We start from the raw sequence: 11,798 nt of genomic DNA, 5'->3' as shown, positions 1-11,798 counted from the left end.
GGCCAGTCGGGGAGTTCGTTGATGGCGGTGGCGCGTTTGGTGCGGATGGTGTGGGTGGCGTGGGTGAGGTTGGCGCGGAGTTGGGTGTCCTTCGTTGAGGCGTGTGCGGCTTCGGGGAAGGAGGGGAGTCCCAGGTAGGTGCCGCTCATCGGACGACTCCTGTGTCGGCTCGCCGGTAGGGGTGTTGTTCGGTGGAGGCGAGGATTTCGGCGAGGTGGAGGGTGTGGAGGGGGGCGTGGTCGCGGCGGAGGATGCCGTCGAGGTGGAGGAGGCAGGAGTTGTCGGCGCCGCACAGGACGCGGGCGCCGGTGTCGAGGGCGTGGCGGACTTTGTCCTGGCCCATGGCGACGGAGACGTCGGGGTTTTTGACGGCGAAGGTGCCGCCGAAGCCGCAGCATTCCTCGGCGCCTTCCAGCTCCCTGAGTTCCAGGCCTTTGACGGCTTGGAGGAGTTTGCGGGGGCGTTCGCCGAGGCCGAGCATGCGCAGGCCGTGGCAGGAGGGGTGGTAGGTGACGCTGTGCGGGAAGTAGGCGCCCACGTCGGTCACTTCGAGCACGTCCACCAGGAACTCGGTCAGTTCGTAGGTCTTCGGAACGGCCGCGGCCGCCGCGGCGGCCAGCCCGTCGTCCCGGCCCTCGGCGGCGGCCCGCTCCGCGATCCGCGGGTAGTTGTCGCGGACCATCGCCGCGCACGAGCCCGACGGGGTGACCACGTAGTCGTAGCCGTCGAAGGCGTCGGCGTACCGGCGGACCAGGGGTTCGGTCTCGTGGCGGTAGCCGGTGTTGAACTGGGGCTGCCCGCAACAGGTCTGGGCCGCAGGGAAGTCCACCTCCACGCCCAACCGCTCCAGCAGGGTCACCACGGCCCGGCCGGTGTCCGGGTAAAGGAGGTCGTTGACACAGGTCACGAAGAGGGCGACCCGCAGGGCGCCTTCGTGCCGCACCCCGCCGCCGCTCGGCTGTCGATCACGCATGCGCTCATACTGCCCCAAGCGTGCACAGCAGGGGAAGTATACATCCGATGTCTGTTGGGCGAGTTGGCGCTGAACTGACCTGTGAGCTGCGCCCGGACGCGGTTGCGGGTGACACCGGCGGGCCGCGTCAGCGGGCGGCCACGGGCATCGGTGCGGGGGCGGGCGAGGCAGCTTCGGGCGACGTGGCGTCGGCGGACTCGGCTCCGGACGGCGTGCCGTCGGAGGACTCGGTGTCGGGCGCGGCGCCGGTGCCCGCGAGCAGCGCGCGGATCTCGCGGACCGCGCTGCGCCCGGCCCGGTTCGCGCCGATCGTGCTCGCCGAGGGCCCGTAGCCGAGCAGGTGCACCCGCGGGTCCTTCACCACGCGGGTGCCCTCCAGCCGGACCCCGCCGCCCGGTTCGCGCAGCCGCAGCGGGGCGAGGTGGTCCAGGGCCGCCCGGAACCCGGTCGCCCACAGGATGACGTCGGCGTCCAGCGTGCGGCCGTCGGCCCAGGCGACGCCGTGCGGAGTGATCCGGTCGAACATCGGCTCGCGCCGCAGGATGCCGCGGGCCCGCGCGTCCCGGACCGCCTCGGTCGCCGCGAGACCGGTCACGCTCACCACGCTCTGCGGCGGCAGCCCCCGCCGTACCCTGTCCTCCACCCGGGCCACCACCGAGCGGCCCCACTCCTCGTCGAACGCCATGTCGCGGAAGACCGGCGGCCGACGGGTCACCCACGTGGTGCGCGCCGCGCCGCCCGCCTCGTGCAGCTCCATCAGCAGCTGCACCGCAGACGTGCCACCGCCCACCACCACGACGTGCAGTCCCGCGAACTCCGCCGCCCCCCGGTAGCCCGCGGTGTGCAGCTGCCGCCCCAGGAAGCTCTCCTGACCCGGGTAGTACGGCAGGAAGGGCCGGTCCCACGTGCCCGTCGCGTTCAGCAGCGCCCGCACCGACCACGTGCCCCGGTCCGTCTCCACCCGCAGCCGCCCGCCGGCCCCCTCGCGTACCGCCGACACGTCCACCGGGCGCAGCACCCGCAGGTCGAACGCCTCCTCGTACCGGCGGAAGTACTCCCCGACGACCTGCGACGACGGCTGCTGCGGGTCGCCGCCCTCCAGCTCCATCCCCGGCAGCGCGTGCACCCGGTGCGCCTTCCCGTACGTCAGCGAGGGCCACCTGAACTGCCAGGCGCCCCCGGGGCCGGGGGAGTGGTCGAGCACCACGAAGTCCGTGCCGGCCCGCAGCCCCGCCCGGCCCAGGAAGTACGCCGCCGACAGCCCCGCCTGCCCCGCACCCACCACGGCGACGTCCGCGTCCACCACCGCGGACTCGCCTGCTTCCGGCCGTCGCCCCGCACCCGAGTCCTTCATGCCTCTGCCAACCAGCGCCGCCGCCCATTGCTTCCCCCGCCGCGCCAGGTTCCCCCGCCGCCCCCGCTTCTCCCGTCGCGCCCGGCGGGGAAGGGGCGGGGCCGCCGTGACGGCACGCGTAGAGGCCGGCGGAGGAGGCGGGGTGCCCCGGGCGGCGGGTCGTGTCGGGCGAGTCGGGGCGGGCGGCTCAGGCCCCGCAGGGCTGGGCGAGCGGGTTGGAGGCCCACCGCCGCAAGCGGGCGACGCGTTCCGCCGCTTCTTCCAGGCGGGAAAGCGGGAGGTCGCCGTCGGAGACCGCACGGGCGGTGGCCGCGTGGATCGCGTCGCGCACCCCGGGCCCGCTGGCCGGGCCGAGCCGGATGAGGTCGACCCCGGCGATCCAGGCGAGGACGGCGGCGCCCGGCACCCCCCACCCGTCGACGATGGACGGCGCGTCGAGGGTGTCGCTCAGCACGACGCCGGTGTAGCCGAGTTCGCCGCGCAGCACCCCGGTGATCGCGTGGCTGTGGAGCGCCGCGGGCACGGCGGCCGAGATCGCCCGTACCCCCGCGGCCGTGCCCTCCGCGAAGGGAAGCAGGTTCCCGGCGCCGGTGAAGGGCCCCAACGCCGCCGCCACGCCGTGTGTCTGAAGGTCCGTCACGAACGTTCGGGTCTCGCCGGGCCGCGCGCCCGGCCGCACCCCGAGGTGGAGATTCGCCCCGGCGGCCATCGACGCCGCGGCGGCGGCGCCACCTCCCACGGCGGCGCCGACCGGTCCGCAGTGGGCGGTCAGCGCGTCCGGCAGGGCGGCCCGTACCGCGTCGGCGGCGGCCCGGGCGGCGGCGGGCTCGTACGCGTGGACGGCGGCGCCCGGCGTGCCCCGTTCCAGCCCGCGCAGAATCCACTCCGGCAGAGGGGAGCCGCCGCCGTTCACGGACGGCAGCAGGCAGGAGTCGACCAGCACGGCGAGCCGGTGCAGCGTCTTCACGTCTGGGGTCCCCCTCCGGGGCGCGGCAGTCGGCGAACCCCCCGAATGGTACAGACCAATCTGTGGCCGGGGCAATGATCCCCATCACCCGCGACGCTCGCCCGCAACGTTCCGCCCCGGGCCGCGGACCGCCGGTCGGCTCCTGACGCCGGACGCGGCATCCGGACGGGCGGGCCACCATGGGCCACCATGGAAGGCATGGCCGAACGCTTTGGAACCCGTGTCCTCGACATCCACACCGGCGACCGTGAGATCGTCCACGACCTGACCGACGCCTGCACCGGCTTCCTGCGGGGGACGGCGCAGGGGCGGGACGGGCTGCTCAACGTCTTCGTACCGCACGCCACCGCGGGCATCGCGGTCATCGAGACCGGCGCGGGCAGCGACGAGGACCTGCTCGCCCTGCTCGGCGACCTGCTGCCGGCCGACGACCGGTGGCGGCACCGGCACGGCCCGCGCGGCCACGGCCGCGACCACGTGCTGCCCGCGCTGGTGCCGCCGCACGCGACGCTGCCGGTGATCGGCGGCCGGCTGGAGCTGGGCACCTGGCAGTCCGTCGTGCTGGTGGACACCAACGTCTCCAACACCGACCGCCAGGTCCGCCTGAGCTTCCTGGGCTGAGTGAACCGCGGTCCGGACGGAGCTGCGGGCCCGACGAATCCGCGGCCCCCACTGAGCCGCGGGCCCGACGAATCCGAGGCCCCCACGAATCCGCGGTCCCGGCGAAGCCCTGCCGGCTCCGAACCGTGCCGGCCCGGCCGTACGCGCTGAGTGCGGCCGCGGGCAAGGGAGTTGGGCCGGCCCGGCGAGCCGGGGCAGTGATCGGCGACTTCGGCATGTGCCCTTCTTTTCCCCACCCGGCGCCACTATCGTCCAGATGCACGGCGGACGACCGCCTCCCCCCGGAGCCGTGGGGGCAGCCTCTCATGGGCCACACGCCGTGAGCTCCCGTGCCCGAGTCCCCATCGGCGGCGAGCGCGGCCTCCACCGAGTGAAGGGGTATGTCGTGGGCAGCAATTGGTTCGAGACCGTCGCACACGCCCAGCGACGAGCCGAGAAGCGCCTTCCGAAATCCGTCTACGGCGCGCTGCTCGCCGGGTCCGAGGCGGGGGTGTCCTACCGGGACAACACCGCGGCGTTCCGGGAGTTGGGAATGGCCCCGCACGTGGCCGGCCAGCCCCCGGAACAGGATCTGGCGACCACGGTCATGGGGCAGCCGATCGCGCTGCCGGTGGTCATCTCCCCGACCGGGGTCCAGGCCGTCCACCCCGACGGCGAGGTGGCCGTCGCCCGCGCCGCCGCGGCGCGGGGCACCGCGATGGGGCTCAGCTCCTTCGCGAGCAAACCGGTCGAGGAGGTGGTGGCGGCCAACCCGAAGACGTTCTTCCAGATGTACTGGATGGGGTCGAAGGACGCGATGGTCCGCATGATGGACCGGGCCCGTACCGCCGGGGCGGTGGGCCTGATCGTCACCCTCGACTGGTCCTTCTCGCACGGCCGCGACTGGGGCAGCCCCTGGATACCGGAGCGGCTGGACCTGCGGGCCATGGCGAAGCTCGCCCCGCAGGCGCTGACCCGGCCCTCCTGGCTGCTGGACTACGCCCGCTCCGGCAAGCTCCCCGACCTCACGACTCCCAACCTCACCGGCCCGGACGGCGTCACGCCGACGTTCTTCGGCGCCTACGGCGCGTGGATGCAGACCCCGCCGCCCAGTTGGGACGACATCCGCTGGCTGCGGGACGAATGGCGCGGCCCCTTCATGCTCAAGGGCGTCTCGCGGCTGGACGACGCCCGCCGGGCCGTGGACTGCGGGGTCACCGCGATCTCCGTCTCCAACCACGGCGGCAACAACCTCGACGGCACCCCCGCCCCCATCCGCATGCTGCCCGCGGTGGCCGGGGCGGTGGGCGGCGAGGTGGAGGTGCTGATGGACGGGGGCATCCGGCGCGGCAGCGACGTCGTCAAGGCCCTCGCCCTCGGCGCGCGCGCCGTGATGATCGGCCGCGCCTACCTGTGGGGGCTCGCCGCCGCGGGACAGGGCGGCGTGGAGAACGTCCTGGACGTCATGGCCGGCGGCATCCGCTCCGCGCTGCTCGGCCTCGGCCGGGCCGGCGTCGGGGAGTTGGTGCCCGACGACGTGATCGTGCCGGCCGGCTTCACCCGCACGCTCGGCGACACCGACCGCACGGGGCGGAAGTGAAGCCGGGCGCGCAGCCCGCGAACCTGGCCCACCGCACCTGGACCTCGCTGCCGCACCGCCCGGTGGTCCTGGTGCCGGTCGGCTCGATCGAGCAGCACGGCCCCCACCTGCCGCTGGACACCGACACCACGGTCGCCACCGCCGTGGCCGAGGGTGCGGCCCGGCGCCTGGCCGGCACCGGCCCCGCGGACCGGATACTGCTGGCGCCGCCGATCGTGTACGCGGCCAGCGGCGAACACCAGTCCTTCCCGGGCACGATGTCGATCGGCAACGAGGCGCTGCGGTTCATGCTCGTCGAACTCGTCCGCTCCCTGTCCCTGTGGTCCGGCCGGGTCGTGTTCGTCAACGGCCACGGCGGCAACCTCGCCTGCCTGACCGGCGCGGTCGGCCAACTGGTCGACGAGGGGCACGACGTGGGCTGGGTGGCCTGCGTACCGGCGGGCGGCGACGCGCACGCCGGCCGCTGCGAGACCTCGCTGATGCTCCATCTGGCCCCGGAGCGGGTCGACATGCTCCGGGCCGAGCCCGGAAACCCCGCGCCGCTCGCGGAGTTGCTGCCGACGATCATCGCCGGGGGCGTGGCCGCGGTCTCGCCGTCCGGCGTGCTCGGCGACCCGACCGGCGCGACCGCGCAGGAGGGCGCCCGCCTCCTCGACGCCCTGGTGGCGGACGCGGCCGAGCGGATCGGCGGCAGCCCTGACGCCCGCGGCCGGCTGAGCCGCGCCGGGGCCCGGGCATGACCGGCACCCGGCGGGTCGCGCTGGTCACGGGCGCCGCGCGCGGCATCGGCGCCGCGACCGTACGGGCGCTGTGCGCGGACGGGTACGCGGTCGTCGCCCTCGACGGCTGCGCGGGCGACGGTCCCGGGCGCGGCCCCGGCGTGGACTACCCGCTGGCGAGCCGTGCGGAGTTGGAGGCGCTCGGCGCGCGGTACCCCGGCCAGGTCGTCACCCGGGTCGCCGACGTCCGCGACGCCGACGCGCTGCGGGCCGCCGCGGCCGCCGCGGTCGAGGAGTTCGGCCGGCTCGACGCGGCGGTGGCGGCCGCGGCCGTCATCTGCGGCGGCCTGCCGGTGTGGGAGACCCCGCCGGAGCAGGTGCGGACCCTGTGGGAGGTCGACGTCATGGGGGTGTGGAACACCGCGGCGGCCTGCGTGCCGCACATGCTGAGCGGGCCCGACCCGGCCGGCTGCCGGTTCGTCGCCGTGGCCTCCGCCGCGGGCACCCGCGGCCTGTTCCACCTGGCTGGGTACGGCGCCGCCAAGCACGCCGTCGTCGGCCTGGTCCGCGGGCTGGCCGCCGACCTCGTGAACACCGGGGTGACCGCCGTCGCGGTGTCCCCCGGCTCGACCCGGACGGCCATGCTGGACGCCACCGCCGCGCTCTACGACGTCGGCACCGAGACGTTCGCCGGCTCGCAACTCGACGGCCGGCTGATCGAGCCCGAGGAGGTCGCCGACGTCGTCGCCTTCTGCTGCTCCCGGCCCGGCGGCGTCGCCAACGGGACGGTCGTCAGCGCCGAGGGCGGGTTCCGCGGATGACGCTTCCGGTCGGTTCCGTGGTGGAACTCGGCTCCAGGGTCAGGCAGTACGACCGCGGACGCGTCCTCGTCGGGGGAGCGCCGCCCCGCCTGCTGCGCCTGTCCGCGCCCGCCGTGGCGCTCCTGGCGGGCCGGCGGATACGGATCGACGGTCCGACCTCGCTGCGGCTCGCGACCCGGCTGGTGGCGCTGGGGATGGCGCACCCGGTCGTCACCGCGCTCCCGCCGGCCGACCTCGGGCAGCTCACCGTGGTCGTGCCGGCCCACGGCCGGCCCGACGCGCTGGAGCGGCTGCTGGCCGGCGTGGCCGGACGGGTCGAGGTGATCGTCGTGGACGACGCCTCCCCCGATCCGGACCCGGTGGCCCGCGTCGCCCACCGGCACGGCGCTCGCCTGATCCGCCACCCCGGCAACCGCGGGCCGGCCGCCGCCCGCAACACCGGGCTGCGGCAGGTCCGCACCCCCTTCGTGGCGTTCATCGACAGCGACATCACCGTCGAGCCCGACACCCTGCCGATGCTGCTGCGCCACTTCCACGACCCCGAACTCGCCGTCGTCGCCCCCCGGGTCCTCGGCCTGCACGGGCCGGGCACGCCGGAGCGGGGCAACTGGATCGTCCGCTACGAGGGGGCCCGTTCCTCGCTCGACCTCCAGGCGCACCCGGCCCTGGTCCATCCGCGCTCGCGCGTGTCGTGGGTGCCCAGCGCCTGCCTGGTGGCGCGTGTCGACGCGCTCGGGCCGGGGTTCACCGAGTCCATGCGGGTCGGCGAGGACGTCGACCTGGTCTGGCGGCTGGCCGCCGAGGGGCACCGGGTCCGCTACGAGCCGTCCGTCGCGGTCCGGCACGACCACCGCAGCGGCCTCGCCGACTGGCTGGGCCGCAAGGCGTACTACGGCACGGGGGCGCACACGCTCTCCGCGCGGCACGGCCCGGCGGTGGCCCCGGCGGTCCTCACGCCGTGGGCCGCGGCCGTCGGCGTAGCGGCGCTGGCGCAGCGGCGCTGGTCGCTGCCGGCGTTCGCGGTGGTGCTCACCGCGGTGACCCGCCGGAACCTGCGCAAGGTGCCGGCCGGGAGCGCCGGACGGCACCGGATCGCCGTTTCCCTGACCGGCCTGGGGGTGGCGGCCACCGCCGAGCAGGCGGCCGCGCTGCTGCTGCGGCACTGGTGGCCGCTGAGCCTCGCCGGCTGCGTGGTGTCGTCCCGGGCCCGCCGGGCGGTGGCGCTGGCCGCGGTCGCCGACGGGCTGCTGGAGTACCGTCTGCGCGCCCCGGACCTGGACCCGGTGCGTTTCGCGCTGGCCCGCCGGCTGGACGACCTCGCGTACGGCTCGGGGCTGTGGGCGGGGGCGGTCAGGGGGCGGTCGATCCGCTGCCTGCTGCCCGAGATCCGCCGCTCAGGGGCGGGGGCGGGTGTGCGTGCGCGTTCTGCTGCGGGTGCCGCGGGTGCCGCGGGTGCCGTGGGTACTTCGGCCGCTGCTGGTGCTTCGGCCGCCGCTGCCGCGCGGCCGGGGGCGGGGACCCGGGGGGACCGGCCGTTCCCGCGCCCCGCACCGTGAACGCCCCGGGGGGACCGCGACGCCCGCCGCGATCCCCCCGGGCCACCCGAGATCCGAGGGCACCGGCGCCCGAACGGCCGCCGGTGCCCTCCGGGTTCACAACGGGCTCTCGTCGCAGGGCTTGGCCGGCATCCGCCGCCCGATGGTCACCGGGACCGGCCCGACGCCCGCGCGTACGGGCCGCGAGTGGTCCTGGGAGGGGCGCGGCGCGTGTCCCGCCGCCACCCCCTCCAGGGCGCGTTCGCCGAACCCCCGCACGCACTCGGGGTCGGGGCCGTCGAGCGGCAGTCCGGTGAAGAACTTGGCCGCCATGCAACCGCCCTGGCAGGCGTCGAAGTGGCCGCAGGACGCGCAGGCGCCCGCGGACTGCGGTTCACGCAGCTGCTCGAACAGCTCGGAGGACCGCCACACCGAGGTGAAGCCGCCCGGCTCGCGGACGTTCCCGGCCCGGAAGGCGTCGTGGATGGCGAACGGGCACGCGTAGACGTCGCCGACCGGGTCGATCAGGCAGACCACCCTGCCGGCTCCGCACAGGTTGAGCCCGGGCATCGACTGCCCGAAGGCCGACAGGTGGAAGAACGAGTCGCCGGTGAGCACCTTCTCCCCGTGCGCCATCAGCCAGTCGTACAGCTCGCGTTGCTGTTCGGGCCGCGGGTGCAGCTCGTCCCAGGTGTCGGCTCCGCGCCCGGAGGGGCGCAGCCGGGTCAGCCGCAGTTGGGCGCCGTAGCGGTCGGCGAGCGCCGCGAAGTCGTCGAGCTGGCCGATGTTGTGCCGGGTCGCGACGACCGAGAGTTTGAAGCCGCGGAACCCGGCCGCCGCCAGGTTACGCATCGCCCGGACCGCCGTGTCGTACGAACCCGGCCCGCGCACCCGGTCGTTGACCTCGGCGGTGGCGCCGTCCAGCGAGATCTGCACGTCCACGTAGTCGCTCCCGGCGAGCCGGGCCGCGACCTCCTCGGTGATGCGTACCCCGTTGGTCGAGAACTTGACGCCGACCTGGTGCGCGGTGGCGTAGTCGACGAGTTCCCAGAAGTCCGGGCGCACGGTGGGCTCGCCGCCGCCGATGTTCACGTAGAAGACCTGCATGCGCTGCAACTCGTCGATCACCGAACGGCATTCGGCGGTGGACAGCTCGCGCGGGTCGCGCCGCCCGGAGCTGGAAAGGCAGTGCACGCAGGCGAGGTTGCAGGCGTACGTCAGCTCCCACGTCAGGCAGATGGGGGCGTCCAGCCCCCGCTGGAAGTGTTCCACCAGGCGGGTCACGGAAGCCTCCTGTCCTCTCGGTCGGGCGCGGCAGAGGGCACCCTCGGCGCGTCCCCGGCGGTTTCGGTGCTCACGGCGTGCCGCTCGACGATCATCCGGGTGCGGGCGAGCGTGGACAGCGCGGCCGTGAAGGCGGGCAGGCGGTCGCCCGCGACCACCTCGCACGCCCGGCGAGCACTGGGCTGCGCGTCCAACTCCCGCACCACACTCAGAAGTTCGGGGTCCTTGAGGAATGACAGCCGCCGCGTGCCGAAGTGGTACAGCAGCGCGCCGAACGGCTCGGGGCGTACCGAGACCTGCGGATGCAGCGTCCAGGCGCGCTCGATGTCGAACTCCACGGGCATACGGTCCTCACTCCTCGTCGCCGGTCAGTACACGCCGCACATGCCGTCGATCGACACGTCCTCGACGAGCAGGTCCTCCTCGACCGGCTGCTCTCCGCCGCCGGGGGCCGGGGAACCGGCAGCGGTGGAAGCGGCGATGGAGGCGGCGGTCGAATCGGCGGTGGCGGGATCGGTGGTGGCGAGATCGCTCATGTGACGCTCCTTCATGGGGCACAGGCGGTGCGCGGAAGGATCGCCGGGAGCGCGGAGGGAGCCGCGAACCGGCGCCGACGGCACCACGTCGTGGGCACCGGACGCACGGATGATATGGCCCGGTCCGGCTGGGGCGGAAGAGGCGCCAGGGCCCGCCGGACCCGGGCCGGCAGCGCCTGGGGCCGCCTCCCGCGAACACCGCGCGAGCCCCCCGCGGCCTCCCGCAGGGCACCGGACCAGGGCCGGGAGCGGCGTGCGGGCCCGGCGGCCGGCCGCCGTCAGGGGAGCCGGACCGGTGCCGGTCGGCTCACCCCCCTAAAACCGTCCCTTCCCGCGATCCACGGAGGATAGGGGGACCCCTGAGGTGCGGTGACGGCGTGGGCTAGGGGTCATCGCCGGCCGTTCCGCCCGGGCCCGGGCGGTAGAAAAGCTGCGGGATCGCCGCTGCCGCCCCGCCTGCCGGCGGGCGCGGTTCGACTTCCCTGGTACGTCCAGGAGTTGAAGCACGTCCACAACGCATCAAGGAGGGCCTCGATGGGCCGGGTGGAAGGCAAAGTCGCCGTGGTGACGGGCGCCGCGCGCGGGCAGGGGCGCAGTCACGCAGTGCGACTGGCCGAGGAGGGCGCGGACATCATCGCGATCGACGCGTGCGAGGACAACGACGCGGCGACGTATCCAATGGCCACGCAGGCCGACTTGGACGAGACCGCGCGGCTGGTCGAGAAGGCCGGCCGCCGCGTCTTCGCCAGGCGCGCCGACGTGCGGGACGCGGCCGCGCTGCGCGCCGCGATCGACGCGGGAGTGGCCGAGCTCGGCCGGCTCGACGTGGTCGTCCCGAACGCGGGCATCCTGCCGATGGGCGCCCAGCTTCCGGTCGGCTCGTTCACCGGCACCATCGACGTCAACCTCGTCGGCTCCATCAACACCGTGCACGCCGCGCTCCCGCACCTGGGAGAGGGCGGCTCTATCATCCTCGTCGGCTCGATCATGGGCTTCCTGCCGCCCGGCCCCGAGGACGCCATGGCCGGCCCCGGCATGGGCGGCTACAAGTTCGCCAAGCACGTCATGGTGGACTACGCGAACGCGCTCGCCAACCAGCTCGCCGCCTCCGGCCGCCGGGTCAACGCCGTCCACCCGACCAACGTGGACACCTCCATGCTCCTCAACGACGCCGTCTACCAGGCGTTCCGGCCCGACATGGAGAACCCCGGCCGGGCCGACGCCGAGCCGATCTTCACCACCATCCAGGCCATGCCGGTCCCGTACGTGCACGCCGAGGACGTCTCCAACGCCGTGGTGTACCTCGCCTCGGACGAGTCGCGGTACGTGACCGGGCTGCATCTGCGGATCGACGCCGGCGCGCTGGTCAAGCAGGGCCGGTGACCGTGTCCGCGGCCTTGCCGGACGCG

12 protein-coding genes are annotated in these 11,798 nt (G+C 74.9%); 6 read left to right on the top strand and 6 right to left on the bottom strand.

Features of this window, described 5'->3' with window-relative positions; genetic code table 11:
• Window positions 1–145: 145 nt before the first annotated feature.
• The 3 genes from ACIPAE_RS26920 to ACIPAE_RS26910 all read right to left on the bottom strand — a co-directional run bounded on the left by ACIPAE_RS26920 (window position 146) and on the right by ACIPAE_RS26910 (window position 3,294).
• Window positions 146–925 (bottom strand): (Fe-S)-binding protein, encoded by a 780-nt coding sequence (locus ACIPAE_RS26920; RefSeq protein ID WP_402448517.1) that lies wholly within the window; start codon window positions 923–925, stop codon window positions 146–148.
• Between the two features lie 175 nt (window positions 926–1,100).
• Complete coding sequence (locus tag ACIPAE_RS26915; protein WP_329362554.1) at window positions 1,101–2,327, bottom strand: NAD(P)-binding domain-containing protein; 1,227 nt, start codon at window positions 2,325–2,327, stop codon at window positions 1,101–1,103.
• A 187-nt stretch (window positions 2,328–2,514) separates the two neighbouring features.
• Window positions 2,515–3,294 carry a glycoside hydrolase family 3 N-terminal domain-containing protein gene (locus tag ACIPAE_RS26910; protein WP_402448492.1) on the bottom strand — a complete coding sequence of 260 codons (780 nt, stop codon included), beginning with the start codon at window positions 3,292–3,294 and terminating at the stop codon, window positions 2,515–2,517.
• A 198-nt stretch (window positions 3,295–3,492) separates the two neighbouring features.
• On the opposite strand from ACIPAE_RS26910, the gene ACIPAE_RS26905 reads away from it, so the two are divergent.
• The 5 genes from ACIPAE_RS26905 to mftF all read left to right on the top strand — a co-directional run bounded on the left by ACIPAE_RS26905 (window position 3,493) and on the right by mftF (window position 8,590).
• Window positions 3,493–3,915, top strand: coding sequence for a secondary thiamine-phosphate synthase enzyme YjbQ (locus ACIPAE_RS26905; RefSeq protein ID WP_329362550.1), 423 nt, complete (start codon window positions 3,493–3,495; stop codon window positions 3,913–3,915).
• 385 nt (window positions 3,916–4,300) lie between these two features.
• Window positions 4,301–5,494 carry a pre-mycofactocin synthase MftD gene (gene mftD, locus ACIPAE_RS26900; RefSeq protein WP_402448489.1) on the top strand — a complete coding sequence of 398 codons (1,194 nt, stop codon included), beginning with the start codon at window positions 4,301–4,303 and terminating at the stop codon, window positions 5,492–5,494.
• Entirely contained in the window at window positions 5,491–6,234 is a 744-nt protein-coding gene (mftE, locus tag ACIPAE_RS26895) for a mycofactocin biosynthesis peptidyl-dipeptidase MftE (protein ID WP_402448487.1), read from the top strand. The genes mftD and mftE overlap by 4 nt, the downstream gene beginning before the upstream one ends.
• Complete coding sequence (locus ACIPAE_RS26890) at window positions 6,231–7,034, top strand: mycofactocin-coupled SDR family oxidoreductase (RefSeq protein ID WP_328472125.1); 804 nt, start codon at window positions 6,231–6,233, stop codon at window positions 7,032–7,034. Before mftE ends, ACIPAE_RS26890 begins: the two co-directional genes overlap by 4 nt.
• Window positions 7,031–8,590: a mycofactocin biosynthesis glycosyltransferase MftF gene (gene mftF / locus ACIPAE_RS26885; protein ID WP_402448485.1), complete on the top strand. Its 1,560-nt coding sequence runs from the start codon at window positions 7,031–7,033 to the stop codon at window positions 8,588–8,590. The genes ACIPAE_RS26890 and mftF overlap by 4 nt, the downstream gene beginning before the upstream one ends.
• A 96-nt stretch (window positions 8,591–8,686) precedes the next feature.
• On the opposite strand, the gene mftC is transcribed toward mftF, so the two are convergent.
• The 3 genes from mftC to mftA are packed head-to-tail and all read right to left on the bottom strand — an operon-like array spanning window position 8,687 to window position 10,389.
• Window positions 8,687–9,853, bottom strand: a complete 1,167-nt coding sequence (gene mftC / locus ACIPAE_RS26880) for a mycofactocin radical SAM maturase (protein WP_402448484.1) — start codon at window positions 9,851–9,853, stop codon at window positions 8,687–8,689.
• A complete protein-coding gene (gene mftB / locus ACIPAE_RS26875; RefSeq protein WP_402448481.1) occupies window positions 9,850–10,197 on the bottom strand; it encodes a mycofactocin biosynthesis chaperone MftB in 348 nt (115 codons plus the stop codon). The genes mftC and mftB overlap by 4 nt, the downstream gene beginning before the upstream one ends.
• A 24-nt stretch (window positions 10,198–10,221) precedes the next feature.
• Complete coding sequence (gene mftA, locus ACIPAE_RS26870; RefSeq protein WP_402448478.1) at window positions 10,222–10,389, bottom strand: mycofactocin precursor MftA; 168 nt, start codon at window positions 10,387–10,389, stop codon at window positions 10,222–10,224.
• Between the two features lie 534 nt (window positions 10,390–10,923).
• Here mftA and ACIPAE_RS26865 point away from each other — a divergent pair.
• The gene (locus tag ACIPAE_RS26865; protein WP_328472135.1) at window positions 10,924–11,772 is read left to right on the top strand and encodes a mycofactocin-coupled SDR family oxidoreductase; all 849 of its coding nucleotides are present in this window, start codon (window positions 10,924–10,926) and stop codon (window positions 11,770–11,772) included.
• Window positions 11,773–11,798 lie beyond the last annotated feature (26 nt).

The organism is Streptomyces sp. NPDC087270, assembly GCF_044744625.1.
In the GTDB taxonomy this organism is placed as follows: domain Bacteria; phylum Actinomycetota; class Actinomycetes; order Streptomycetales; family Streptomycetaceae; genus Actinacidiphila.
This window is presented reverse-complemented; position numbering and strand designations above follow the sequence as displayed.